The 25,066-nt window shown below is 66.0% G+C and carries 19 protein-coding genes and 1 tRNA gene; 1 reads left to right on the top strand and 19 read right to left on the bottom strand.

Features of this window, described 5'->3' with window-relative positions:
* Positions 1–9: 9 nt before the first annotated feature.
* The 6 genes from CBY09_RS20785 to CBY09_RS20760 all read right to left on the bottom strand — a co-directional run bounded on the left by CBY09_RS20785 (position 10) and on the right by CBY09_RS20760 (position 8,182).
* Positions 10–2,955, bottom strand: a complete 2,946-nt coding sequence (locus CBY09_RS20785; RefSeq protein WP_094291461.1) for a ribonucleoside-diphosphate reductase subunit alpha — start codon at positions 2,953–2,955, stop codon at positions 10–12.
* Between the two features lie 380 nt (positions 2,956–3,335).
* Positions 3,336–3,947, bottom strand: a complete 612-nt coding sequence (gene ampD / locus CBY09_RS20780) for a 1,6-anhydro-N-acetylmuramyl-L-alanine amidase AmpD (RefSeq protein WP_094291460.1) — start codon at positions 3,945–3,947, stop codon at positions 3,336–3,338.
* A complete protein-coding gene (locus tag CBY09_RS20775; RefSeq protein WP_094291459.1) occupies positions 3,931–5,439 on the bottom strand; it encodes a sigma-54-dependent transcriptional regulator in 1,509 nt (502 codons plus the stop codon). Before CBY09_RS20775 ends, ampD begins: the two co-directional genes overlap by 17 nt.
* Positions 5,440–5,450: 11 nt before the next feature.
* The gene (locus CBY09_RS20770; protein WP_094291458.1) at positions 5,451–7,154 is read right to left on the bottom strand and encodes an ATP-binding protein; all 1,704 of its coding nucleotides are present in this window, start codon (positions 7,152–7,154) and stop codon (positions 5,451–5,453) included.
* 3 nt (positions 7,155–7,157) lie between these two features.
* On the bottom strand, positions 7,158–7,388 hold the full coding sequence (locus CBY09_RS20765) for a PP0621 family protein (RefSeq protein ID WP_094291457.1): 231 nt from the start codon (positions 7,386–7,388) through the stop codon (positions 7,158–7,160).
* A complete protein-coding gene (locus tag CBY09_RS20760; protein WP_094291456.1) occupies positions 7,385–8,182 on the bottom strand; it encodes a cytochrome C assembly family protein in 798 nt (265 codons plus the stop codon). The genes CBY09_RS20765 and CBY09_RS20760 overlap by 4 nt, the downstream gene beginning before the upstream one ends.
* 101 nt (positions 8,183–8,283) lie before the next feature.
* On the opposite strand from CBY09_RS20760, the gene ffh reads away from it, so the two are divergent.
* A complete protein-coding gene (gene ffh, locus CBY09_RS20755) occupies positions 8,284–9,663 on the top strand; it encodes a signal recognition particle protein (RefSeq protein ID WP_094291455.1) in 1,380 nt (459 codons plus the stop codon).
* A gap of 119 nt (positions 9,664–9,782) precedes the next feature.
* Here ffh and CBY09_RS20750 read toward each other — a convergent pair whose 3' ends face one another.
* The 13 genes from CBY09_RS20750 to CBY09_RS20690 all read right to left on the bottom strand — a co-directional run bounded on the left by CBY09_RS20750 (position 9,783) and on the right by CBY09_RS20690 (position 24,998).
* On the bottom strand, positions 9,783–10,616 hold the full coding sequence (locus tag CBY09_RS20750) for a C13 family peptidase (RefSeq protein ID WP_240515801.1): 834 nt from the start codon (positions 10,614–10,616) through the stop codon (positions 9,783–9,785).
* Positions 10,617–10,881: 265 nt separating this feature from the next.
* The gene (gene mdoH / locus CBY09_RS20745) at positions 10,882–12,894 is read right to left on the bottom strand and encodes a glucans biosynthesis glucosyltransferase MdoH (protein WP_094291453.1); all 2,013 of its coding nucleotides are present in this window, start codon (positions 12,892–12,894) and stop codon (positions 10,882–10,884) included.
* Entirely contained in the window at positions 12,867–14,402 is a 1,536-nt protein-coding gene (locus CBY09_RS20740; protein ID WP_094291503.1) for a glucan biosynthesis protein G, read from the bottom strand. The genes mdoH and CBY09_RS20740 overlap by 28 nt, the downstream gene beginning before the upstream one ends.
* Before the next feature lie 238 nt (positions 14,403–14,640).
* Positions 14,641–16,059 (bottom strand): sigma 54-interacting transcriptional regulator, encoded by a 1,419-nt coding sequence (locus tag CBY09_RS20735; RefSeq protein WP_094291452.1) that lies wholly within the window; start codon positions 16,057–16,059, stop codon positions 14,641–14,643.
* A gap of 11 nt (positions 16,060–16,070) precedes the next feature.
* Positions 16,071–16,640 carry a hypothetical protein gene (locus tag CBY09_RS20730; protein WP_240515800.1) on the bottom strand — a complete coding sequence of 190 codons (570 nt, stop codon included), beginning with the start codon at positions 16,638–16,640 and terminating at the stop codon, positions 16,071–16,073.
* Positions 16,641–16,770: 130 nt separating this feature from the next.
* Complete coding sequence (locus CBY09_RS20725; RefSeq protein ID WP_094291450.1) at positions 16,771–18,228, bottom strand: sensor histidine kinase; 1,458 nt, start codon at positions 18,226–18,228, stop codon at positions 16,771–16,773.
* A gap of 11 nt (positions 18,229–18,239) precedes the next feature.
* On the bottom strand, positions 18,240–19,586 hold the full coding sequence (gene miaB / locus CBY09_RS20720) for a tRNA (N6-isopentenyl adenosine(37)-C2)-methylthiotransferase MiaB (protein WP_094291449.1): 1,347 nt from the start codon (positions 19,584–19,586) through the stop codon (positions 18,240–18,242).
* A 101-nt stretch (positions 19,587–19,687) separates the two neighbouring features.
* Positions 19,688–20,128 (bottom strand): hypothetical protein, encoded by a 441-nt coding sequence (locus CBY09_RS20715; RefSeq protein ID WP_094291448.1) that lies wholly within the window; start codon positions 20,126–20,128, stop codon positions 19,688–19,690.
* Positions 20,129–20,266: 138 nt separating this feature from the next.
* Positions 20,267–20,343 (bottom strand) — tRNA-Met (locus CBY09_RS20710).
* A 26-nt stretch (positions 20,344–20,369) separates the two neighbouring features.
* Positions 20,370–21,149 carry an enoyl-CoA hydratase gene (locus CBY09_RS20705; RefSeq protein ID WP_094291447.1) on the bottom strand — a complete coding sequence of 260 codons (780 nt, stop codon included), beginning with the start codon at positions 21,147–21,149 and terminating at the stop codon, positions 20,370–20,372.
* A gap of 62 nt (positions 21,150–21,211) precedes the next feature.
* Complete coding sequence (locus tag CBY09_RS20700; protein WP_094291446.1) at positions 21,212–23,044, bottom strand: M61 family metallopeptidase; 1,833 nt, start codon at positions 23,042–23,044, stop codon at positions 21,212–21,214.
* Positions 23,045–23,070: 26 nt separating this feature from the next.
* Positions 23,071–23,802 carry a DsbC family protein gene (locus tag CBY09_RS20695; protein WP_094291445.1) on the bottom strand — a complete coding sequence of 244 codons (732 nt, stop codon included), beginning with the start codon at positions 23,800–23,802 and terminating at the stop codon, positions 23,071–23,073.
* A gap of 56 nt (positions 23,803–23,858) precedes the next feature.
* Entirely contained in the window at positions 23,859–24,998 is a 1,140-nt protein-coding gene (locus CBY09_RS20690; RefSeq protein ID WP_094291502.1) for an FAD-dependent monooxygenase, read from the bottom strand.
* Positions 24,999–25,066: the final 68 nt, after the last annotated feature.

Below are 25,066 nucleotides of genomic sequence, written 5' to 3'. Positions count from 1 at the left end.
GCGAAGTCCTTATTGGCAGGCTTCGCAGCCAGGATCGTCGATGGCGCAGAATTTCACATCCGTGGCAGGCACCGCTGCGGACTGTGCAGCAGCGGTGGCAGCCGCCGCTTCGAGTGCGCTGGACTGTGCCTGCACGGGGGCGGATGCTGCGGACGCGCCGCCATCGTTGCCCGAGGACACCGCGTTGAGCTGGCGTGTGTTCACCGTGCTCATCTCGACGTGCGTGGCGCTCTGCGTGCGCAGGTAGTACGTGGTCTTGAGGCCACGGATCCAGGCCAGCTTGTAGGTGTCGTCGAGCTTCTTGCCCGATGCGCCAGCCATGTAGATGTTCAGGCTCTGGGCCTGGTCAATCCACTTCTGGCGGCGCGATGCGGCTTCCACCAGCCACTGCGGCTCGACTTCGAAGGCGGTGGAGTACAGCGCCTTGATGTCCTGTGGCACGCGGTCGATGGGGTGCAGCGAGCCCTTGAAGTGCTTGAGGTCCATGATCATCACGTCATCCCACAGGCCCAGACGCTTGAGGTCGCGCACCAGGCCGCCGTTGATGACGGTGAACTCACCTGAAAGGTTGGACTTCACGGACAGGTTGCCGAACGATGGTTCGATCGATGCATCCACGCCGATGATGTTGGAGATAGTGGCCGTCGGGGCGATGGCCACGCAGTTCGAATTGCGCATGCCGTCCTGCGCGATTTTCTTGCGCAGGGCGTCCCAGTCCAGCGTGGACGAGCGGTCCACTTCCACATAACCGCCCCGGGCCTGGGAGAGCATGTCGAGCGTGTCGAAGGGCAGGATGCCACGGTCCCACAGCGAGCCCTTGTAGCTGGAATACTTGCCGCGCTCCTTGGCCAGTTCGGTGGATGCCCAGTAGGCGTAGTAGCAGATGGCCTCCATCGACTTGTCGGCAAACTCCACCGCTTGCTGCGAGGCATAAGGAATGCGCAGTTCGTACAGGCTGTCCTGGAAGGCCATCACACCCAGGCCCACCGGGCGGTGGCGCAGGTTGGAGTCGCGCGCCTTGGTCACGGCGTAGTAGTTGATGTCGATCACGTTGTCCAGCATGCGCATGGCCACCGTGATGGTCTTCTTGAGCTTGTCGTGGTCGATCTGACCATCCTTCAAGTGCTGCAGCAGGTTGACCGAGCCGAGGTTGCAGACGGCGGTTTCGGTGTCGCTGGTGTTCAGCGTGATTTCGGTGCACAGGTTGGACGAGTGCACCACACCGGCGTGCTGCTGGGGCGAGCGCACGTTGCAGGCATCCTTGTAGGTGATCCAGGGATGGCCGGTCTCGAACAGCATGGTCAGCATCTTGCGCCACAGGTCAGTGGCCTGCACCGTCTTGGCGGGCTTGATCTCGCCGCGCGCTGCCTTTTCTTCGTAGGCCACGTAGGCCTTCTCGAAGTCGGCACCGAACAGGTCGTGCAGGTCGGGCACGTTGGAGGGCGAGAACAGCGTCCAGGTGCCCTTTTCCATCACGCGGCGCATGAACAGGTCGGGGATCCAGTTGGCCGTGTTCATGTCGTGCGTGCGGCGGCGGTCGTCGCCGGTGTTCTTGCGCAGTTCCAGGAACTCTTCGATGTCCAGGTGCCAGGTTTCCAGGTAGGTGCAGACCGCGCCTTTGCGCTTGCCGCCCTGGTTCACGGCCACGGCCGTGTCGTTCACGACCTTGAGGAAGGGCACCACGCCCTGCGATTCGCCGTTTGTGCCCTTGATGTGCGAGCCCAGGGCGCGCACGCGGGTCCAGTCATTGCCCAGGCCACCAGCAAACTTGGACAGCAGGGCGTTTTCCTTGATGGATTCGTAGATGCCGTCCAGGTCGTCGGGCACGGTGGTCAGGTAGCACGAGGACAGCTGCGAGCGCAGCGTGCCGCTGTTGAACAGCGTGGGCGTGCTCGACATGAAGTCGAACGACGACAGCACTTCGTAGAACTCGATGGCGCGGGCTTCGCGGTCGGTTTCGTTCAGTGCCAGGCCCATGGCCACGCGCATGAAGAAGGCCTGGGGCAGCTCGATGCGGGTCTTCTTGACGTGCAGGAAGTAGCGGTCATACAGCGTCTGCAGGCCGAGGTAGTCGAACTTCAGGTCGCGGTCGGCCTTGAGGGCGGCACCCAGGCGCTGAAGGTTGTACTGCAGCAGGCGTTCGTCCAAAAGCTCGTTGTCCACGCCCTTTTTGATGAACTGAGGGAAATATTCGAGATAGGCTTGGCCCATCTCGGTCTGGGTCACTTCCTTGCCCAGCACTTCGCGCACGATGGTGTGCAGCAGCAGGCGGGCCGTGGCGTAGGTGTAGTCGGGGTCCTTTTCGATCAACGTGCGCGCGGCCAGGATGGACGCCTTGTAGACCTCATCCATGGGCACGCCGTCATAGAGGTTGCGCATGGTCTCGGCCACGATGGGGTCGGCCTTGACGTCCGCACCCAGGTTCACGCAGGCGGACTCGATCAGTGCCTGCAGGCGGCCCAGGTCCAGGGCAATGCGTGCATCGCCGTCCAGCACGTGCAGCAGCGGGGCGGATGCCACAGGGGCTTGCTGCTCGCTCTGGCGAGCGCGCTCCTGGGTGCGGCGTTCGCGGTACAGCACGTAGGCGCGGGCCACTTCGTGGTGGCCGCCGCGCATCAGGCCCAGCTCCACATGGTCCTGCACGTCTTCAATATGGAAGGTGCCGCCACCGGGGCGCGAGCGCACCAGTGCCCGGGTCACGTTGTGGGTCAGGGTGTCCACCACTTCGCGGACGCTGGCGGATGCTGCCCCCTGCGTTCCATGCACTGCCAGAAAGGCCTTCATCATTGCCACTGCAATCTTTTGCGGTTCGAACGGCACCACAGCGCCATTGCGGCGAATGATCTGGTGGTGTGCGAACTCATTGCCGGCTGTTGCCGCCGGGTTGGCCTGGGATTCATTGGAGTCTGCCGGGCCGGGCTGGGCGGTGGAAGGCGTGTTCAAAGCAGCTTGCATGGGTGTCCTCTTCTTTGGGCTGTCTGGAGTGGGAGAGCGGCGCAAGTGGGCGCCGCGATGGGGAAGTGGTGCGCCGGACTTCAGTCTGTCGCACACTATATATGGTGTGTCATGTGTGTTCAAGACACTACCGGTAGTGTACCGCCTGAACCGGTCTGAAAAAGGGAAACAAGCTGTGTTAGGCCCCCGGTACACGGGTGGAGCACCCGGCGTGAAGCCCTTGCGGGTGCTGCGATGGGCTCAGCAAACCCAGCAGTGGTGGGTGCTGGCGGCGGATTGTCCCTTCGGGGCCGCGTGGCGACTGGAAGAAAAAAAATGTGCAGATGCACAAAGAAAAATACCGGGCTGACGCTCAAATGCGACAGCGTTTTTCAGTGCTGCTAAAGCGCAGGGGGCTGTGTGGCGCTGGGAAACTGGTGGCGTGGCCAGTCCAGCGTTTTTTGCAGGGCGGTCCAGTCGAATCCGGGGCCAGGGTCCTGCTTGCGCCCTGGGGCAATGTGTTCATGCCCTGCCACATGGGCGATGGGATAGCGCAATGCGATGTCCTGGCACAGCCGGGCCAGGGTCTGGTACTGAGGGGGCTCGAAGCCCAGGCCTTCCAGACCCTCCAGCTCAATGCCGATGGAGTCGTCGTTGCATTGGGCGCGCCCCCGGTAGAACGACTGCCCCGCGTGCCAGGCGCGCAGGTCGCAGTCCACAAACTGCCATGGCACCCCCAGGCGGTCGATGAAAAAATGGGCAGAGACCTGCAGACCCCGGATGCCCTGGTAATAGGGATGCGCATCCCAGTCCAGGGTGTTGGTGAACAGCTGCTGCACGGCGCCCGTGCCAAATTCTCCCGGTGGCAGGCTGATGGAGTGCACCACGATGAGATCCACTGCCTGGGCGGTTACCGGGCGTGCACCGTGGTTGGGCGATTCCAGACGGCGCGCGCCTCGGTGCCAGCCGCCATCCCAGACAGCGGCGCGCTGCGCGTCATCCCATGTCGTCATGCGGGTCCTGGTCGTTCGGGACGGCGATGTTCAGGCGCGCGATGCGGTAGCGGATCTGGCGCAGGCTGATGCCCAGCCGCGCGGCGGTGGCCGTCCGGTTGAACCCGGCCTCCTTGAGCGCGCGGATCAGTATCTCGCGCTCTTGCTGGTCCAGCCAGGCCTGTAGGTCGCTAGGCAGGGGCGCGGCACAGGTGGTGCTTTGCGGGGGCGAAGCGGTGGCATCGGCGGCTTGCGTCTGGGGGGGGCTCCCAGGCGATGCCGCCGGGCGCACTGCCTGTGGGTCGGTGGCACCGGTGGGCCAGTCCACATGCAGCTCATCGCCATCGCTGAGCGCCACTGCGCGGTGCAGCAGGTTCTCCAGCTCCCGCACATTGCCCGTGAGCGGGTGGGCGGCGATGGCGGCGAGTGCACGGTCGGTGAGGGCGGGCACGGGCATGCCGGATTCCTGAGCGATGCGGGACAGCAGCGCCGTGCAGAGCGCAGGCAGGTCCTCACGCCGCTCCCGCAACGGCGGGATCACGATCTCGATCACATTGAGCCGGTAGTACAGGTCCTGCCGGAAGCGACCGGACTGCACATCGGCCGCCAGGTCCCGGTGGGTGGCGCTCACGATGCGCACATCCACGGTCTCTTCCTGGGTGGAGCCCAGCGGGCGCACGCTGCGCTCCTGGATGGAGCGCAGCAGCTTCGACTGCATGGCCAGGGGCAGATCGCCGATTTCGTCCAGGAACAGGGTGCCCCCGCGTGCGGCCTGAAAGTACCCGTCCCGGTCCTGTGTGGCGCCGGTGTACGAGCCCTTGCGGGCGCCAAAAAATTCGGCCTCGAGCAGGTTCTCCGGGATCGCGCCACAGTTCACAGCCACCAGGGGGCCGTCGGCCCGCTGGCTGCTGGCATGCAGCGCCTGGGCCACCAGCTCCTTGCCGGTGCCTGACTCGCCATGGATGAGAACCGGCGCCATGCCGCGCGACACCTTGGCCACCCGCTGCTTGACGTTGCGGATGGCTTCCGACGCACCCACCAGCTTGTCCAGCGCCGCGTTGCCCGATGCGTGCTCGGCCGCCGTGGCCGATTGGCGTTGTTGTCCGGGGCTGCGGGCGGCCCGGGGGGCGGGCACCCCACCGGTGCCTTGCACTGCCGAGGCCACCACCGAGCGGAACTGCTTCAGGTCCACCGGTTTGGTCAGGTAGTCGAAGGCGCCTGAGCGCAGCGCCTCGACCGCGTTTTCTGCTGAGCCGTAGGCGGTCATGACCACGCAGCGCTCCCGGCGCTGCTGGTCACGCAGGTCCTGCAGCAGCTCCATGCCAAAGCCATCAGGCAGCCGCATGTCGGTGATCACGGCATCAAAGCGGTGGGCCTTGAGCTGGTCGCGCGCCTCCTGCACGCTGGACGCCGTCTCCACGCGATAGCCTTCGCGCAGCAGGGTCAGTTCGTACAAGGTGCGCAGATCGGGTTCGTCATCAACGACGAGGATGGAGGCGGCAGGGGCGTTCATGGCAATCCGGTTCAGACCACGATGGTGTCAAACAGCGTCGCGGCGTCGGCAGGGCGGGTGGTGCGGCGGAAGCCCACGGTGAACGCGTTGCCTCCGGTCTCGCCCCGCAGCGTGGTGCGGTTCAGCCGCTGGTAACTGATGGACGCTCCATGGCGTTGGCACAGTTCGCGGCAAATATAAAGGCCCAGGCCGCTGGAGCGGCTCTCGGACGAGAAAAACGGTTCGAACAGGTGGCGCTCCACGGATTTATCCATGGGGGCACCGTCGCTCCACACCTGCAGGCTGACCTGGCCCGCCGGGGTGGTGCGTGTCGCAACACACAGGGAGTCAGGCTCCGGCCCCATGTAGCGCAGGGCATTGTCCAGCAGGTTCACCAGCACACGGCGCAGGTGCTCACCATCAAACTCCACCTGTGTGGCCTGGGTGTCCAGCATGACCACGGCACGGCGCTGCACCGGGTCCTGGGCCTGCCAGTCGTGCCAGATCTGGGCAATGGTCTCGTCCAGTTGCAGGGTGGACGCGGGCGCGTGGCTGATCTGGTGCTGGACACGGGCGATATCGAGCACTTCTTCGGCAATGCGTGCCAGCCGGTCGGCGTTTTGCTGGACCATGTGGGCTAGGCGTTTCTGTGCCGGGTCGTGCAGGTCTTCCTCCAGCAGCGCGTTGGCCTGCACGATGGCCGCCAGGGGGTTGCGGATTTCATGGGCCACGGCCGCAGACATGCGGCCCATGGCTGCGAGTTTTTCGGTGCGCAGGCGGGCTTCCATTTCGCGCAGATCGTGCAAAAACATCACACACAGCCGCTCGGTGTGGGCCTCTCGGGCGGCCTCCCGGGTGGATGTGAGCCAGGTGCGCACATGCAGGCCGGTCGGGCTTTGGCCCGGGTGCAGCAGGTCCACATCCGCTGTCTGGGGTAGTTCGTGGCGAAAAGTGCGCCGGGCCAGGATCAGCAATGGCTTCCAGGGGGAGGCGGACTGCAGGGTCAATGGAAGGTCGGGCAGGGCACCACTGGCCAGCAACTGCAGACCGGCCGGGTTGGCAACACGCACCACATCGTTCTCGTCCACCACCAGCACACCATCGGTCAGGTTCTGGATGACCAGGGCACTGACCTGGGTCTGCACGCGGGCCGCAATCTGGCTTTGCTGCGCCACTTCCTGTTCGCGCGCCAGCCGGGTCGCCAGTTGGTGCACCAGATAACTCACGATGAAGTAGCCCGTGCCGGTGAGTGCGCTTTGCAGGTAGCGCTGTGCATCGTCATCGCCCGTGCGTGCACCCATCCACCAGGCCCAGCCCAGCAGCAGCAGGGTCACGCCCGCCGTGGTGCCCAGCGCCAGCGTGAGTGTGCCCAGCACGGCCGCCATCAGGATGGGCAGGCCGAACAGGGGCGTGAAGTTCATGGTGCCTGCGTGCAGCAGCTGCAGGGCCGTGATGGCTGCAAGGTCAATGCCGATGGACGGGAGCCATTGGGGGCCCGCGCCCGGCGAAGGAGGGCCCTGCCGAGCCAGCACGCGCAGGGCCACGGTGGCTACCAGATACGCCACACACAGCGCCAGCACCGTGGGGTCCGCCACCTGGTTGATGATTTGTCCCGCTCCTTGCAGGACCAGCAGGGCGAGCGCCACCATGAGGCGGCCGGTGAGGAACCCACGCCACATGCGCACAAAAGGCGCATCCACCGTGGCCAGGTAGTTGCCAGCAGGCAGGGTTTGCATGGCTCAGGCCGGGCCCAGCTGCCGGTGTTCAGTGCTGCAGTAGGCCTGGTTGCCGAGCATCACGGCCTCTGCCTGAGGGATGTGCACGCCGCAATGCGCGCAGGCCAGCATGTCCTGCGGCAACGCGCGTGGCGAGGGAGACGATGGCTTGGGCACGGCATCGTCCGGCGCGCGGCGGCTGCGCCAGATACCGATGGCCACGGCCAGGACCAAGAACAAGACCAGGTACTTCATGCACTGCGCCCCAGAACCACTTCCAGCACAAACCGCGAGCCCACATAGGCCAGCAGCAGCAGGGCCGATCCGGCATACAGCACCCGCACCGCGTTGCGTCCGCGCCAGCCAAACCGTGCGCGCCCCAGCAGCAAGGTGGCAAACGTCAGCCACGACAGCAGGGAGAAGATGGCCTTGTGGTCCCAGCGCCAGCTGCGGCCATAGAGGGCCTCGCCAAACAGCCATCCCGCCAGCAGGGTGGCGGTGAGCAGCACAAAACCAGCGGTCACGAAGCGGAAGGTCAGCCGCTCCAGGGTGAGCAAGGGGATGCCGCTGTGCGGGTCTTCTGCCTGGCGGATGTGGCGCTCTGCGCGGGTCATGAGCCAGGCGTGCACCACGGCCGCCGCAAACAGGCCATAGCAGGCAATGCCCAGAGCCAGGTGCAGCGGCAACCAGGCGGATGCCGCGACATGCAAGGGTTGGCCCGGGAAGACCATGGCCAGCACGATGGCCGCGGCGCCCAGGCCCGCCAGCACCCAGCGGGATTGCATTTGCGGAAACAACTGTCGCTCCACCGCATACACAGTGAGCACCAGCCAGGCGGTCATCGACAAGGCCGGTGCAAAACCAAAGCGGGGGGTGTCGCCCCACAGGCCCCACACCAGCACCGCACCGTGCAGCACCCAGGCCACCAGCAGGGCGTTGCGGGCGGCTGTGGCGCCCAGGCGCGAGGCCGCGGCGGCTGGCACGGCATATGCCACCGCGGCGGCCAACGCCAGCAGCCAGCTGATGGGGGAGCTACTCGCTAAAATCATGGGTCACAGTTTAGCCTTTTGCCCCCACCGCCAGCGCCCTGGCGGGCCTGTCCGCCCCGACCTTGTGTTGATCGCGCGCAGGCAACACCGGAACTTCCCCTATGGCCTCCGCCCTTACCGACAAACTCTCGCGCCTCGTCAAGGAGATGCGCGGCCAGGCCCGCATCACCGAATCCAACGTGCAGGACATGCTGCGCGAGGTCCGCATGGCCCTGCTGGAGGCCGACGTGGCCCTGCCGGTGGTGCGCGATTTCATCGCCCGCGTGAAGGACAAGGCGCTGGGCCAGGAGGTGCTGGGCTCGCTCAAGCCCGGACAGACGCTGGTCTCCATCGTCAATCGCGAGCTGGCTGCCACCATGGGCGAGGGCATCTCCGACATCAACTTGGCCGCCCAGCCCCCGGCCATCATCCTCATGGCGGGCCTGCAGGGTGCGGGCAAGACCACCACCACGGCCAAGCTGGCCAAGCACCTGATCGAAAAGCGCAAGAAGAAGGTGCTGACTGTCTCGGGCGACGTGTACCGCCCGGCCGCCATCGAGCAGCTCAAGACCGTCACCAAGCAGGCGGGCGCAGAATGGTTCCCCAGCACGCCCGACCAGAAACCGCAGGATATTGCGCGTGCCGCGCTCGACTACGCCAAGAAGCACTATTTCGACGTGCTGCTGGTCGATACGGCCGGCCGCCTGGCCATTGACGAAGCCTTGATGAAGGAAATCAAGGATCTGCACGCCACGTTGAACCCGGTCGAAACCTTGTTCGTGGTCGATGCGATGCAAGGGCAGGACGCGATCAACACTGCCAAGGCCTTCAAGGAGGCGCTGCCCCTCACCGGCATCGTGCTGACCAAGCTCGACGGCGACTCGCGCGGCGGTGCAGCGCTGTCGGTGCGGCAGATCACCGGCGCGCCCATCAAGTTTGCCGGTGTCTCGGAAAAGATCGACGGGCTGGAGGTGTTCGATGCCGAGCGCCACGCGGGCCGCATCCTGGGCATGGGCGACATCGTGGCGCTGGTCGAGCAGGTCACGGCCGGGGTGGACATGGAGGCTGCGCAAAAACTCGCGGCCAAGGTCAAGAGCGGTGACGGCTTTGACCTGAACGACTTCCTGGCCCAGATCCAGCAGATGAAGCAGATGGGCGGCCTCTCCAGCCTGATGGACAAGCTGCCGTCGCAGCTCACCGCCAAGGCCGGGGCCCTGGACATGGACAAGGCCGAGAAGGACATCAAGCGCAAGGAAGGCATCATCCAGAGCATGACGCCGCTGGAGCGCCGCAAGCCCGACCTCATCAAGGCCACGCGCAAGAAACGCATCGCCAACGGGGCGGGCGTGCATGTGCAAGAGGTCAACCGCCTGCTCAAGGAATTCGAGCAGATGCAGGGCATGATGAAAAAGATGAAGGGCGGCGGCCTCATGAAGATGATGAAGCGCATGGGCGGCATGAAAGGCCTGGGCGGTGGTGGCATGCCCAAGATGCCGTTCTGACGGTCCGAGTCTCCTGGCGTCGGTTTGAAAAAGCCCTGAAGAGGCGTGGCCTCTTCAGGGCTTTTGTATTCAGGGCGGCAGCAGCGCCACCTGCCTGGGGGCTGGGCGCCCGGATCTACTTATGGCGCCTGCAGCCAGTGCTTGAGCGGCTGATTCGCCCACGCCTTGGCCTCTTCGCCCACAAAGATGCGGGGCTGGGAGGCCGGGAGCTTGCGGCGCTTTTCCTGTGCAGCGATGGACTTTTGCGCCTCGCCCATCCAGTCGGACACCGAAAGGCTGGCTCCGCCCGCCTGGCCAAACAAGGCTTCGGCAAAGGGCGTGTGGTTGCCGCCGTATTTGCATTGGAAGCTGGTGCGGCGTGCGTCCGTGGCCGTGATGACCACGCGGTTCGGTGCCTTCAGGGGCTCGACAAAGGCGCCGCTGTAGCAGGCGGACAGTACCACCAGCACGGGCACCTTGTTGAGCGGTGCCAGCGCATCGCTCAGGGCCTGGGGCGTGAGGGGCTGCAGGTTTTTGCCGCCTGCGCTGATGTTGAGCAGGCCGGGGTTGCTGTGGGTCGATATGAACAGCAGCACGCGGTCGCGCGGGCGCGCCACCTCGGCCGTCTTGGACATCACCAGTGCAAAATTTTCTGCCGTGGCCTGGGGCCAGTCGGTGGGCTGGTCGCGCGCCGGGTTGGCCAGCTTGAGCATCAGCGCGTTGGGGTCGATCTCCTTGACCCGCTGTTCGGCCAGCAGCACGTCGTTGCGGAAGGCCTTGGCCTGCGAGTGCATCGCAAAGCCCGCAAAGATGATACGCCCGGGCGGTTCGGGGGGCGGAGGTGGGGGCGCCGGGGTGGCGATCGGGACGGGCTTGTGGGGCGGCGCCGGGGCGGGCTGGGCGCAGCCCACCAGGGCCAGGGTCAGGGCCAGTGCGCTGGCCTGGATCAGCCGCCAGCGGGCGGCAGGGAACAACAGAAGAGGTGGCATCGATAGCGGGGCCGCGCAGTGCCGCAGACCACCGTCAGGCAGAACGGTCTGGGCGCAGGGGCCAGGTGAAAAGGACACGCATCGTAACGACTTGCCAGGCACGGGTTACACAGCATAGAGGCCCAAAGTTTGAAGGTTTCTAAGGCATCTGCGCGCGATGGTGAACACTTTGTTGCTATCAAATATATAGCAAATGCGAAAAAGCCGGTGTGGAAACCGGCTTGTGGTTTGTGCCTGATTTTTCACATTGTCACAAAACGGCCAGCGGCGCGGGCCGGGCCAGGCGGCTGGCGTGCAGCCAGGCGCGGCGCAACACCGGGGGCGACCAGGATTCCTCGGGGATCAGCAGCAGGCGCTGCGCACGCAAGGCCTGGCCCAGGGCGATCTGGCTGGTCCAGACTGCCAGCGGAATCGCCAGCGCCAGCGGTAGGCCCACGGGCATCAGCCACAGCAGGGCGCTGCTGTCGATCATGGCCACGCCCAGGGCCAGTAGGCCGATCACCCCGCTCATCGGTGCCAGCTGGCGCACCGCGTGGCGCCAGGGCACGGCATGGGCTTCGCGCGGGGGCGACTTCCATTCCAGCTTCAGGCCGGTGAGCGCAATCAGCACAAACAGCGAATGCGCCAGCATGCGGATGGGGGCCTGCAAGATGGCCAGCACGCTCTCCAGCGCAGCGCTTTTGAGCAGGCTGAAGGTGCCGCCGTATTCCTTTTGCTCGCGCCGCATGAACACGGCGGCCACGCCCAGGATGCGGGGCAGGAACAGCAGGCACAGCGTCCACGCCCACAGCGCCAGCAATTCGGCGGGCAGGATGTGCCAGTCGGCCACCAGCTTGGCGCCCGACAGCCACAGCGCCGTGCCCAGCGTGAGGAAGGCGAGCCACAGCGGCGCCGACAGGTACGCCATGGCTCCGGTGACGAACATGGAGCGGTGCACGGGGTGGATGCCGGGCTCGGCCATCAGGCGCGCGTTCTGCAGGTTGCCCTGGCACCAGCGGCGGTCGCGCTGCAGCTCGGCCAGCAGGTCGGGCGGCTGTTGCTCGTAGCTGCCGACCAGGTCGGACACTAGCCACACGTGGTAACCCGCACGGCGCATCAGCGCGGCCTCGACAAAATCGTGGCTCATGATGCCGCCGGCCAGGCCCCCCTTGCCGGGGATAGGCGCCAGCGCGCAGTGCTGCATGAAGGGCGCCACGCGGATGATGGCGTTGTGGCCCCAGTAGTGCGACTCGCCCAGCTGCCAGTACTGCATGCCCAGCGTGAACAGGCGGCCCGTGACGCGCGATGCAAACTGCTGCGCGCGGGCATGCAGCGTGACGTGGCCAATGGCCTGCGTGGCGGTCTGGATGATGCCGGCTGAAGGGTTGGCCTCCATCAGCTTGGCCATGGAGACGATGCAGGAACCGCTCATCACGCTGTCGGCGTCCAGCACCACCATGTAGCGGTAGTCCTTGCCCCAGCGGCGGCAAAAGTCGGCCACATTGCCCGCCTTGCGGTGCGTGCGCCGTGTGCGCAGGCGGTAGTACACCTGCACCTGGGGCTGTGGGCTGTGCTGGGCCAGGGCGCTGCGCAGGGCCTCCCAGGCCGCGCGCTCTGCGGCGGCAATGGCGGGGTCGTTGCTGTCGGAAAGCACGAACACGTCGAAGCTGGCGCCGTGGCCGGTGGATGCGACCGACTCGCAGGTCGCCCGCAGCCCGGCAAACACCGTGGCCACATCCTCGTTGCAGATCGGCATGATGATCGCAGTGCGTGCCTCCGGGGCCAGCGCATGCCCTGCCACGCTGCGCACCGACAGCGCATGGGGGTCGCCACGCAACATCACCCAGAAGCCCATCAACCCGGTGAGAAAGCCGGTGACCACCCAGGCCGACAGCAGTGCAAATAGCGCAATCTGGCCGTAGCCCAGCCAGGCGTTGTCGTAGTCGGGCTGCACGCCTGCAAACAGAAAACTCGCCAGCGCCGTGGCCAGCACGGTGAGCAGGGCAAAGGTCCAGCGGCGGCGCTGCGCTGCCTGTTCCCAGGCCTGTGGGGGGCTGTCGGCCTGCGATGCGTGGGGAGCATTGCTGCGGCCCCGGCCGGTCAGCTGCAGCAGCAGTGCCGTGCCGACGCTGTTCCAGAACCCGCGCCAGGGCAGGGGCACCATGGATCCTCGCTGCAGTGGTGGCGCGGTGACGGCATTGGGGTGCCGCTCCTCGCGCAGGGGGCTGCGGGGCGGATGGGCGGGCACCGGGGGGCTTACTCGGGAAGAATGATGTGCGTCCATGTTTCACTCACAGCGTGGTTGTCGTGTTGGAGAAAAGCGCGCAGCTCGATGGGCCGGTCGGCCTGCTGGCGCTGGATGCGAACGGTCATGCGCCACTGGCTGGTGGCTGGGTTGCGGTAGACGATGTTTTCCAGCACCTGACCATTGGCATCGCTGGTCACCACCGCCTTCACCGTGGCGTCGGCGGGCAGGGCCTGGAGGGCCGGGCCGTCGAAATCGACCACGTACTGCACCTGCTGGCGCAGTGCTTCGGCGGGCTGTTTGGAGTAGCCCATGCCGCGCCGCGATTGCGTGGCCCAGGCGCTGGGCGGGCGCTGCTGCGTATCGCCCTGCCAGCTCAGCTCGTACGCAAACTCCAGCGGCTGGCCGGGTGACGGCATCTGGGCGGGCACCCAGTACGCCACGATGTTGTCGTGCGTCTCATCGGGGGTGTTGAGCTGCACCAGCTCCACGCGGCCTGCGCCCCAGTCGTGCAGCGGGCGCACCCAGGCGCTGGGGCGGCGTTCGTAGCGGGCCTCCACGTCCTCATAGCTGGCCCACTGGCGGTCGCGCTGCATCAGGCCGAAGCCCTTGGGGTTGTGGGTGGCGAACGAGGTGACCAGCGTCTGCTGCGGGTTTTGCAGCGGGCGCCACAGCCATTCGCCGTCGCCCGTGGCCACCATCAGGCCGTCGGAGTCGTGCACCTCGGGTCGGAAGTCGCCCTTGCGGGGCTGGTTCTCGCCAAAGAAGAACATGCTGGTCAGCGGCGCAATGCCCAGCGTGGCGATGGACTTGGCGCTGCCGTTGCCCGTGGGGGGGCGCACAAAGATGCGGCTGCGCACCGTGGTGGTGGTTTGCGTGCCGGGCTGGATGTCAAAGCGGTAGGCCCCGGTGGCGCGGGGCGAGTCCAGCAGCGCATACACCGTGACCTGGGTGGCCAGCGGGTCGGGCCGCACCAGCCAGAACTCGGTGAAGCGTGGGAATTCCTCACCGTTGCCCCCTACGGTGTCGATGGCCAGCCCCCGGGCCGACAGGCCGTATTGCTGGCCTTTGCCCAAAGCGCGGAAGTAGCTGGCGCCCTGGAAGACCACCAGCTCATCCTTGTAGGCGCTGGTATTGAGGTGGTTGTGCAGGCGAAAGCCCGCAAAACCCAGGTCGCCCCAGGCGTCGGGTCGCACTTTGTTTTTGCCGTAGTCGAAGTCGGCACTGCGGTAGCTGATGTGGCGAACGCCCTGGGGCGTGACTTCGTTGATCAGGACGGGTTCTTTCTGGTACAGGCCCAGGTGGAAGAACATCGCTTCAAACGGCAACTTGTCGGCGCGCCACAGGGCGCGGTCGGGGCGCCAGCGGATGTCGCGCACCTGGTCGTAGTCGAGCTGCGCGAGGTCTGCAGGCAGCGTGTCGCTGGCGGCTTGGTAGGGCTTTTCGGCCCGCTCGCGTGCGATGCGGGTGACGGTGTCGAAATCGAAGGCCGGGCCCGGTGTCTGTGCCTGGGCTACCCCGGTCAGCAGGGTGGTGAGCAGCACCACCGCAGTCCACAGGGAGTGGCCAGTGGCACGTAGGCGGCAGGAAAAAACAGCTTGCATGCCGGCACTAGGGCAAACCCTGTGCCAGCTTGAGAAAACTGTTTTAAATCAGTGGCTTACGCTGCCATCTGCACGTAAGCAGTTGTGCGGGGTACTGGTAGCCGCCAAAAATCGATCTTTTTGTCGCCATCTGGCGACGGCATGGAGACATCACCAGAGAAAACTCAGAAAAATCAATGACTTAATCGTGTCGCTCATCGGCGACGTCGTCGGATTCAGGCGCGTCGGTCTTGAAGTTTCCGGGCGTGAGCGCGTGTTTTTGCAGCAGCCGGTAGAACTCGGTGCGGTTGCGTTGCGCCAGGCGCGCGGCATCGGCCACATTGCCGTCGGTCATTTTCAGCAGGTCCACCAGATACTCGCGCTCAAAGCGCTGGCGCGCCTCGGCAAAGCTCAGGACCTGCGCCGAGGGAATGCGCAGGGCGCGCTGCACCAGCGACAGCGGCACCAGCGGTGTGGTGGACAGGGCGCACACCTGCTCGACCACGTTGTACAACTGGCGCACGTTGCCGGGCCAGGCGGCGGCCGTGAGCGCCTTGAGGGCTTCGGGCGCAAAGCCCGACAGGCGCTTGTCGTACTTGCGGGCCAGCCTGTCGAGAAAATGGTTGGCCAGCAGCGCAATGTCCTCGCGCCGTTCGCCCAGTGTGGGCAGCTGCAAGGTCACGACGTTCAGGCGGTAGTACAGGTCTTCGCGGAACTGGCCTGCGGCCATGGCCGCCTCCAGGTTGCGGTGTGTGGCCGAGATGATGCGCACATTGATCTGGATGGACTGGCTCGCGCCCACGGGCCGCACGGCGCGTTCTTGCAGCACACGCAGCAGCTTGACCTGCAGGGCGGGTGGCATGTCGCCAATCTCGTCCAGCAGCAGCGTGCCGCCCTCGGCCGCCTGGAACAGGCCCTTGTGGTTGCTGACCGCATCGGTGAATGCGCCCTTTACGTGGCCGAACAGCTCGGATTCGAGCAGCGCCTCGGGGATGGCGCCGCAGTTCACGGCCACGAAGGGTTTGCTGGCACGCGGGCTGGCCCGGTGGATGGCCTGGGCCAGCAGCTCTTTGCCGGCGCCGCTGTCGCCCAGGAGCAGCACACTGGCGTCCGACTGGGCCACCAGGTAGGCCTCGGCCAGCAGGTCGGTCATGCGGGCCGAACGGCTCACGATGTCGGCCCGCCAGACTTCGTTGGCATGGGCCTGGTGCAGGGCAGGGGCGCTCAGGGCCAGGGCCTCCGCCACTTTTTCCAGCAGCTCTTTGCCGTCGTAGGGCTTGGTCAGGTAGGTGAAGACACCGCGCGATGTGGCCTCGACCGCATCGGGGATGGTGCCGTGCGCCGTGAGCAGGATCACTGGCAGCGAAGGGTGGCGCGCGTGCACCTCGTCAAACAGCGCCAGGCCATCCTTGCCCGGCAGGCGCACATCGCTCAGCACCAGCTGGGGCCGGGCCATGTCGAGTTGCGCCAGCGCGGCCTCGGCCGAGCCCACGGCCACCACCTCGTGCCCGGCTGCCTTCAGGCGCAGCGACAGCAGGCGCAGCATGTCGGCATCGTCATCCACCACCAGGATGCGGTGCGCGGTGCTGCGCGGCTCGGATGGGCGTCTGGATGCTGGCATGGCGTGGTGCCTCAGGGTTTGGCGTTGCCGTTGTTGCTCGCGCCGCCGGCCGCTGCGCCAGGGGGCGGTGTGGCCGGGGCTGCCGGTGCGGGGCGTGTGGTCAGGCTGCGTTCGATGGCGCGCACGGCCTCCAGTCGTTCGCTCAGCTGGTCGTTGCGGCGCTGGGCGTCGCGCAGCTGCTGGGCCTGGCGTTCCAGCTGCTCTTCCAGGCGGCGCTGCTGGGTCAGGCGCGCCTCCAGCAGGCGGGCCAGCGGGTGCAGGTCTTGGGCGGCAGGGTTGGTCAGGGTGCGCTGCACCAGGCCCAGAGCGCGCGCCGTGTCTGCGGGCTGGCGGCTTTGGGCCAGCACCAGCGCCAGGCGCAGCGCACGTGAGGGCTTGTTCTCGTCCAGGTCGGACAGGCGGGCGGCCTCACGTGCCAGCTCGATGCCGCTCGCGCCCAGGGTGCGGTCGGCATAGGCGAGAGTGTCGCGCAGCAGGTCTTTGGGCGGTGTGGCGGGCTCATCGCTTTCAGGTGCCAGTGGCTCGGGTGGGGTGGCAGCGGGCTCCGGGGCCGGCTCAACCGCAGGGGCAGCTGTCGCCACCGGGGCCCCATCCGGCGGTGTAGGGGCTGTGGCGCAACCAGCCAGCCATGCTGCACCCACGCACAGGGCGGCGCGCAGGCACCAGGGCATCCCCCGGTACGCTGGGCGGTGGGTCGGCGAGGCTTGTGGTTCAGGAAACATCGGGCAATTCAATCCGGAAAAAAGAGCGGGGAGCGTCGCCTGGCATCTGGAGCACCTGCACCCGGCCGCCATGCGCATGGATGTATTCCTGCACGATGGACAGCCCGATGCCGGTGCCGCGCACGGCGTTCTCAGGCTGACGTTCGCCCCGGTAAAAGGGTTCAAACACATGGGCCCGGTCGGCGGGGGCCACGCCGGGGCCTTCATCGGTCACATCCACCCGCACCTGGCCGGGGGCGCGCGAGACGGCCATGCGCACGGTGCCTTGCTCGGGCGAGAAGCGGATGGCGTTGGACAGCAGGTTGCCCATGGCCGAGGTGATTTTCTCCGCATCCAGCAGCAGCACGGTGCGCTCGCCGCTCACCTCCACCCGCAGGCTGCGGGCCTGCCATTGCAGGCGCTGGGCCTCCACCAGGTCTTCCAGCAGGGCGACCAAGTCGGTCTCGCGCCGCTGCAGCTGGCGGGCCTCGAACGCGGCGGCGTTGAAGCGCAGCAGCGCCTCGATCTCGCCCTGCAGCACCAGGGTGTTCTGGTGCAGGATTTGTGTGACTTCTTTCTGGCCCTCGCTGAGCGCGCCGGTCACGCCGTCTTGCAGCAGGGCCACGCCTTCGCGCAGTGCGGCCAGCGGGGTTTTGAGTTCGTGCGAGACATGGCGCAAGAAGCGCGCCTTGTCGGCGTCCAGCTCCACCAGCCGCAGGCGCAGCCACTCCAGTTGCTGGCCCACGCGGCGCACGTCGGCAGGGCCGGTGATGGCCACGGGTTGTTCCAGCTGGTTCTCGCCCAGGCGGCGAATGGCACGCTCCAGCCGCTTGAAGGGGCGCGCCAGCCAGATGCCCAGCCACAGCGCCAGCACCAGCGCCAGCACAATCGCCCCCACCAGCTGGTGCATCACGGTGCGGCGGCTGGCGTCCACCCGCGCCTGCAGTTCGCTGGCCTGGCGGGCGTTGAGTTCTTGCACCGACTGCGTGATGGCTGCATGCAGGGAGTCGAGCGCCACGAACTCTTCGGCCACGCTGCGTTCGTTTTCCAGCGACTGCCAGGGCGGGGCGCGCAGCAAGTCGTGCACGGTTTGCATATGGGCCTGCCACTGCTGTGCCTGGGCGGGCGGCAGGCCCGCGTCGCTCAGCTGGCGCACGATGCCCTGGGCATCGGCGGCCATGTCGTCAAAGCTTTGGCGCAGCAGGGGGTCGTTCAGTACCAGCGACTGCCGGGCCGACCGCTCCATGGCCTGGCCGCGCTGGTTGAGCGCCTGCGCCGCCACGTTCAGCGCGGCCGCCTGGGCGGCGCTGGCCTGGCTTTGGCCCATCAAGGCTTCGAGGGTGAACACTGCCCGCAGGGCACTGGCGCCCAGCACAGCCGCAATCAGCAAGAACGCGAGCAGCAGCAGTTGCTGAAACGATGGGCCGTGTGGGCGAGCCTGCGGAGGGCTCGTGGGGTTTGGGGCCATGCGACGAGGGGTCAGGCCGGGAGGGCGGCGCCCTCACGCACCAGCACCTCGCCGCGCAGGGTGTAGGCCTTGGCTTCGGTGATGGTCACATCCACCATCTGGCCCACCAGGCGGGGCTGGCCCACAAAATTGACGACGCGGTTGCACTCGGTGCGGCCCATCAGCTCGGTGGCGTCGCGCTTGGAGGCGCCTTCCACCAGAATGCGCTGCACCGTGCCCACGCGGCTTTCGCTGATGGACTTGATGTTGGCGTTGATGACGCCCTGCAGGTGCTGTAGGCGGCGCAACTTCACGTCGTGCGGCGTGTCGTCGTGCAGGCCCGCAGCGGGTGTGCCGGGGCGGGGGCTGAAGATGAAGCTGAAGCTATTGTCGAAGTGGATGTCGTCGATCAGCTTCATCATCTTGTTGAAGTCGTCCTCGGTCTCGCCGGGGAAGCCCACGATGAAGTCACTGCTCATGGCCAGGTCGGGTCGGATGGCGCGCAGCTTGCGTACCGTGCTCTTGTATTCCATGGCGGTGTAGCCGCGCTTCATGGCCATCAAGATGCGGTCAGAGCCGTGCTGCACGGGCAGGTGCAGGTGACTCGCCAGCTTGGGCAGTTTGGCATAGGCATCGATCAGCCGGGGTGTGAACTCGTTGGGGTGGCTGGTGGTGTAGCGAATGCGTTCGATGCCGGGGATGTCCGACACGTATTCCAGCAGCAGCGCAAAGTCAGCAATCTCGGCCGTGCCCCCCATCTTGCCCAGGTAGGCGTTCACGTTCTGGCCCAGCAGGGTGATTTCCTTCACGCCCTGGTCGGCCAGGCCCGCCACTTCCACCAGCACGTCGTCAAACGGGCGGCTCACTTCTTCGCCACGGGTGTAGGGCACCACGCAGTAGCTGCAGTATTTGCTGCAGCCTTCCATGATCGACACAAAGGCGCTGGCACCCTCGACGCGGGCGGGCGGCAGGTGGTCGAATTTTTCAATCTCGGGGAAGCTGATGTCTACCTGTGGCTTATCGAGTTGCTCGCGCTGGTTCAACATCTCGGGCAGGCGGTGCAGGGTTTGCGGGCCAAACACCACGTCCACATAGGGGGCGCGCTTGATGATCTCGGCGCCTTCCTGGCTGGCCACGCAGCCGCCCACGCCAATCTTCACGCCGCGTGCCTTCAGGTGCTTGATGCGGCCCAGGTCGCTGAACACTTTCTCTTGCGCCTTTTCGCGCACCGAGCAGGTGTTGAAGAGGATGAGGTCGGCCTCGTCCACGTTCTGGGTGGGCTCGTAGCCTTGGGCGGCATGGAGCACGTCGGCCATCTTGTCCGAGTCGTACTCGTTCATCTGGCAGCCGAAGGTTTTGATAAAGACTTTTTTGGCCATGGCAATGTCGCAAATAGCAAATGGTCACCGTCGCCAGCAGGGCGCGGAGAGGGGCTGTGGAGGTCGCAAGGGCGTGGCCGCCAGGGCCGCACCCACAGGAATTACTTCAGAACGGCGCCAGAGCCGGTCGTGATGTTGCTGGTTGTGCTGTCGCTGCCCTTGCGGGGTTGCGCCGCCTCACGCTCGGTCAGGATCCAGGCCGCGTGCAGCATGCCGGTGCTGGCTTCCAGCACGTAGTTGACCTTGAAGGTCTGGCCCAGCACGGTGTGCGCCATGACCAGGGTGTTCTGGGGGCTGAACAGCCGCATCCCGGGCGCCATGCGGATGGATTTGCCGTTGAGCACGGCTTCGGCAGTGGTCGAGAGGGTCAGTGTGCCGCGCAGCGCGGCTTCCGGGAAGGGGCGGTTCATGCCGAGTCCGGGCTCCACCTGGGCGGCCGCTGGCATGACGACAGACATCAGGGCACCGCAGGCCAGGGCTACGAGCCATGTATGCTGACGGCGGGAGATGGGGGCTGAGGTGGGAGTGTTGCAGCGGTTCATGGTTTACATCCAGGGGCTGAAGTCACGATTGTAGGGGGAGGCGGTGCGGGCAGGTCCCACCGGCAGACTGTCGGGCTGCGAAAGCCGGTACCTCAAAGAAAAAACCCACAGTGAGTTGCCGCACTGTGGGTTTCGATATGGTGGTCGTAGGTGGACTTGAACCACCGACATCAGCATTATGAATGCTGCGCTCTAACCAACTGAGCTATACGACCGCAAGACCAATATTATAGAACAAAAATTATTGGTGTGTGAAGTTGGCTGTGCGTTTGTTCATGAAAGCGTCCATGCCTTCCTTCTGGTCCTGGGTGGCAAACAGCGCGTGGAAGAGGCGGCGCTCGAACATCACGCCGTCGGACAGCGTGCCTTCGAACGCCCGGTTCACCGACTCCTTGGCGGCCATCACGGCGATCTGCGAGAAGCCCGCCACGATGATGGCCGCGCCCAAGGCCTCGTCCATGAGCTTGTCGTAAGGCACCACGCGGCTGACCAGTCCGGCGCGTTCGGCTTCGGCGGCGTCCATCATGCGGCCGGTGAGGGCCATGTCCATGGCCTTGGACTTGCCCACGGCGCGGGGCAGGCGCTGCGTGCCGCCAGCGCCGGGGATCACGCCCAGCTTGATTTCTGGCTGGCCGAAGCGGGCGTTGTCGGCGGCGATGATGAAGTCGCACATCATGGCCAGCTCGCAGCCACCGCCCAGTGCAAAGCCACTCACGGCGGCAATCACGGGTTTGCGGATGGAGCGGATCGTCTCCCAGTTGCGGGTGATGTAGTCACCCTTGTAGGTGTCGGCAAAGCTGTACTTGGCCATCGCGCCGATGTCGGCGCCCGCTGCAAAGGCTTTTTCACTGCCCGTGACGATCATGCAACCGATGTTCTCGTCGGCATCGAACGCCTTGAGGGCTGCGCCCAGCTCGTTCATCAGCTGGTCGTTCAGGGCATTGAGCTGTTTGGGGCGGTTGAGCGTGATGACGCCGACCTTGTCCGCTTCAACGCGAACCTCGATGGTTTCGTAGGCCATGAAATCTCCTGTGTATGGATTGTTGTGACAGCGCAGGGAATATACCCAACCCGGTCACGCCGTCAGGCCAGCCAGCGCGCCAGCGCCGCCGTATCGGTGGGGGTCAGGCTGACCGTGTCCACTGCAGGCTGTGCCAACTGCGCAGGGGCGGCTTTGCCGCGCGTCCTGGTGGCAGCCTCACCAGCCTTGCCGCCAGCGGTGGAGGGCAGTGCCAGCGGCAGCCGCAGCAGGCGCCCGTCCCGGGCCACGATGGCAGTCAAGGCCGTCTCGGTGCCTGCGTAGAACGTGACGTCATCCAGCTTGCCAATGCGCCAGCCTTGGCCTTGCACTTCCAGGCCCAGCCACTCGTCGCCTGCCGCCATGCCGGCCTTTTCGGCCGCGCCGCCGCGCAACACGGTCTTGACCTGCACGCTGTGGTTCTCTGCCACGCGCAGGCCCAGGCGCTGGGCCAGTTGGGGGGCTTCGGCCTTGAGGGTCACGCCGTGAGCGGCCAGCAGATCGGCCAACGGTAGCTCAGAGGTGCTGTGCACCCATTGCGCCAGCTCCGAATCGAAGGAGCGGCCCGCCAGTTGTTCCAGCACCGCCCGCAGGTCGGCCTCGGCCATCGGGCCGCCTGCCGTGCGGGCCCACAGGGCACGCATCACGGCATCGAGGGTAGTCTTGCCTTCGCGGCGCAGGGCCAGGTCCAGGCACAGGGCCACCAGCGAGCCTTTGGTGTAGTAGCTCACCGTGGCATTGGGCGTGTTTTCGTCCTGGCGGTAGTACTTGACCCAGGCATCGAAGCTGGCCTGGGCCACGGTTTGCACGGCCCTGCCCGGGGTTTGCAGCACCTGGTTGATGGTCTTGGTGATGAGCTTGAGATAAGTGGCGTCATCGATCAGCCCGGCGCGGCGCAGCAGCAGATCGTCGAAGTAGCTGGTGAAACCTTCGAAGAACCACAGCAGCTCGGTGTAGTTCTCCCGGCTGTAGTCGTACGTGGCGAACTCGGCAGGGCGCAGGCGCTTGACGTTCCAGGTGTGGAAGTATTCGTGGCTGATCAGCCCGAGCAGCGTGGTGTAGCCCTCGCTGGCCCGGGGCTCTCCCTGGCGGGGCAGGTCGCGGCGGCCACAAATCAAGGCCGTGGAGTTGCGGTGCTCCAGCCCGCCATAGCCGTCCGCCACGGCATTGAGCATGAACACGTAACTTTTGAACGGCGCCTTGCCCTCGGCGCCATGCCAGAAACGGATGGCGGTCTCGCAGATCTTCTGGGTGTCGGCCAGCAGCCGCTTGCCGTCAAAAGAGGGGGCCGCACCGGCCACCACAAACTGATGGGCAACGCCGCAGGCCTTGAAGCGGCCCACCCAGAACGGGCCCAGTTCTACAGGGCAGTCCACCAGTTCGTCGTAGTCGGCAGCGCCATACAGGCCAAAGCCCTGCTTGTCGGTGGCCAGCGCCTGGAGCCCCGTGGCCACGGACCACTGCGCGGTGGCAGCGGTGCGGGCCATGTCCAGCGTGTGGCGGTGCTTTTCCTGGCCATGCACGCGCAGGCACAGGCTGGTGCCGTTGAAGAAGCCACGCGAGGCGTCCAGCCAGGCCGTGCGCACCGAGTTGTCGTAGGCGCAGACGGTGTAAGTCAGATCCAGCGGTTTGCCCGGCGTGCAGGCCACTTGCCAGCGGTGCTTGTCAAGTTGAGCCAGGGGCAATGCACGTTTGCCTTGGCGCGCGCCCAGCTCCTGCAGATTTTTCGCAAACTCCCGCACCAGATAGCTGCCCGGGATCCAGACGGGCAAGGACAGCTCCTGCAGCGCTGCAGGGCGGGCGATGGTCAGCGAGACGCGGAACAGGTGCGCATGCAGGTCGGATGGAGTGATACGGTAGTGAACCTCGGCGGGCTGGGTGCTGCGTGGGGAGGGCATGGGCGGCGGGGCGGAGGTGCTCGGAATCAGTTGGTTGTGCCAGAGGTCTCGCTGCTGGCTTCCGCCAGGCGTTTTTCCACTTCTTGCGTACCGATGGCGCCAGGCACGCGGGAGCCATTGGCAAAGATCAGCGTTGGCGTGCCGGTGATCTTGTGTTTCTTGCCGAACATCAGGTTGCGCTGCAGGGCGCTGGTGTCGCAGCTGGCCGAGGCGACAGGCTTGTCGCGCACCATCATGTCCTGCCAGGCACCCGCCTGGTCTTTCGAGCACCAAATGTTGCGTGATTTTTCGGCAGAGTCGGGGCTCAGGATGGGGTAGAGGAACAGGTACACCGTAACGTTGTCCACCTTCTGCATGTCGCGCTCAAAGCGTTTGCAGTAGCCGCAGTTGGGATCTTCGAACACTGCCACCTTGCGCTTGCCATCGCCGCGTACGATGGTGAACGCGTCCTTGAGCGGCAAGGCCGAAAAGTCGACGGCCGTGAGCTTGGCGATGCGGTCTTCCGTGAGGTTCCGGCGCGCCTTGGTGTCGATCAGCTCGCCCTGGATCACATAGTTGCCCTTGGCGTCGGTGTAGAAAAGGTCGGTGCCGATGCGCACCTCAAACAGCCCCGCCATGGGCGTGGGCCGGACCTCGTCGATCTTGTCCATCTGGGGAATGCGCTCAGCCAGCGCCTTGCGGATGGTGGCCTCTTGCGCTGTCGCGCTCAGGCTCAGGGTCATGGCGGCGATGGCCAGCAGGCAGTTGGTCAGTTTCATGGTGTTCTCGTTCAGTCTCGATACCTTGCAGGACGCATGGGCGTCCCAACGTGTTTTCAGCGCATCCCCATGGCCCGGCGGGTCACAAAATCCTTCAGCGGGCCACTGCGTTCAAAGCCCTTCATGCCCCAGTTGCGCAGCGCCTGCCAGGGGGCTTCCTGGCGTGCAAACAACTGCTGCAGTCCGTCTGTGGCCAAACCCATAGCAACCAGGGCCGCCTTGCGCTCGCGTTCGTAGCGCCGCAGCAGCCGCAAGTCGGCCACACTGCGCCAGTAGTCACGCGTGCGCAGCACCTCGGCCAGGGCCTGCACATCGGCCAGCCCCAGGTTGAGCCCTTGCCCCGCCAGGGGATGCACGTTGTGGGCTGCATCGCCTGCCAACACCCAACTGCCCTCGTTGCGGGGGCTGGCCCCGGCAGCGAGCGTGCTGCCACACCAGCGGTCTGCCTTGGCCAACTGCAAAGGCCAGCTGGCACGATCTGCGCACAAGGTCAGCGTGCCCAGCACTTGCTGGCTGGCGGTTTGCAGCGCCTGGGTGAAATCTTCGGGGGGCAGGGCCATCAAGGATGCGACCTGCTCCTGTGGGACGGACCACACAACGGCCACAGAGTTCCCCTCGGCGCCATCCAGGGGCAAAAAAGCCAGGATGCCATCGGGAAGGAACCACTGGCGCGCAACCTGGCCATGGGGGTGTTCGCAGCGCACGCGGGTGGCGATGGCATGCTGGGCGTAGGGCGTGACCTCGAAACGGGCACCGAACTCGGCCCGGGTGCTGCTGGCGCGGCCCTCGCAGACCACGGTCAGTGGCGCGGCCACCGGGGCGTCTACCACCTCGACCTGGGGTTGGAACCGCACTGCCTCGGCAAGGCGGGCTTCAAGGGCGGGTACATCCACGATCCAGGCCAGCGCGTCCACGCCCTGCGGCCCAGCGTCAAACACCACGGCGCCGCCCTGGTCTCCCTGCACCTGCATTTGCCGCACGGCCGTCGCGTGCTCGGCATCCGGCCAGCTGCGCAGGGATTCGAGCAATTGGCGCGACGCGGTGTTCAGGGCATAGGCCCGGACGTCGGCCGCCTTGCTGACCGGGGCGGGGGCTGGCACCAGGGCCACTTTCAGCCGCTCGCGTGCCAGCAACAATGCCAAGGTCCTGCCCACAATGCCGGCGCCGCGTATACAGATATCAAAGGTTTGGGCCATGGCGGCCATTGTAGGAGGGCGCCTGCACCCCAAAGCCACAAGGCAGAATTGCGGTTTCTGCCCTGTCG

The organism is Acidovorax kalamii (genome assembly GCF_002245625.1).
GTDB lineage: Bacteria > Pseudomonadota > Gammaproteobacteria > Burkholderiales > Burkholderiaceae_C > Acidovorax > Acidovorax kalamii.
The sequence above is the reverse complement of the archived record's forward strand: the minus strand, read 5'-3'. Positions and strand labels throughout refer to the sequence as shown.

Bases quoted from the DNA above. Each gene is read 5' to 3' on its own strand.
- CBY09_RS20785 (WP_094291461.1), bottom strand. From the start codon at position 2,955: ATGCAAGCTGCTTTGAACACGCCTTCCACCGCCCAGCCCGGCCCGGCA.
- ampD (WP_094291460.1), bottom strand. From the start codon at position 3,947: ATGACGACATGGGATGACGCGCAGCGCGCCGCTGTCTGGGATGGCGGC.
- CBY09_RS20775 (WP_094291459.1), bottom strand. From the start codon at position 5,439: ATGAACGCCCCTGCCGCCTCCATCCTCGTCGTTGATGACGAACCCGAT.
- CBY09_RS20770 (WP_094291458.1), bottom strand. From the start codon at position 7,154: ATGCAAACCCTGCCTGCTGGCAACTACCTGGCCACGGTGGATGCGCCT.
- CBY09_RS20765 (WP_094291457.1), bottom strand. From the start codon at position 7,388: ATGAAGTACCTGGTCTTGTTCTTGGTCCTGGCCGTGGCCATCGGTATC.
- CBY09_RS20760 (WP_094291456.1), bottom strand. From the start codon at position 8,182: ATGATTTTAGCGAGTAGCTCCCCCATCAGCTGGCTGCTGGCGTTGGCC.
- ffh (WP_094291455.1), top strand. From the start codon at position 8,284: ATGGCCTCCGCCCTTACCGACAAACTCTCGCGCCTCGTCAAGGAGATG.
- mdoH (WP_094291453.1), bottom strand. From the start codon at position 12,894: ATGGACGCACATCATTCTTCCCGAGTAAGCCCCCCGGTGCCCGCCCAT.
- CBY09_RS20735 (WP_094291452.1), bottom strand. From the start codon at position 16,059: ATGCCAGCATCCAGACGCCCATCCGAGCCGCGCAGCACCGCGCACCGC.
- CBY09_RS20725 (WP_094291450.1), bottom strand. From the start codon at position 18,228: ATGGCCCCAAACCCCACGAGCCCTCCGCAGGCTCGCCCACACGGCCCA.
- miaB (WP_094291449.1), bottom strand. From the start codon at position 19,586: ATGGCCAAAAAAGTCTTTATCAAAACCTTCGGCTGCCAGATGAACGAG.
- CBY09_RS20715 (WP_094291448.1), bottom strand. From the start codon at position 20,128: ATGAACCGCTGCAACACTCCCACCTCAGCCCCCATCTCCCGCCGTCAG.
- CBY09_RS20705 (WP_094291447.1), bottom strand. From the start codon at position 21,149: ATGGCCTACGAAACCATCGAGGTTCGCGTTGAAGCGGACAAGGTCGGC.
- CBY09_RS20700 (WP_094291446.1), bottom strand. From the start codon at position 23,044: ATGCCCTCCCCACGCAGCACCCAGCCCGCCGAGGTTCACTACCGTATC.
- CBY09_RS20695 (WP_094291445.1), bottom strand. From the start codon at position 23,802: ATGAAACTGACCAACTGCCTGCTGGCCATCGCCGCCATGACCCTGAGC.
- CBY09_RS20690 (WP_094291502.1), bottom strand. From the start codon at position 24,998: ATGGCCCAAACCTTTGATATCTGTATACGCGGCGCCGGCATTGTGGGC.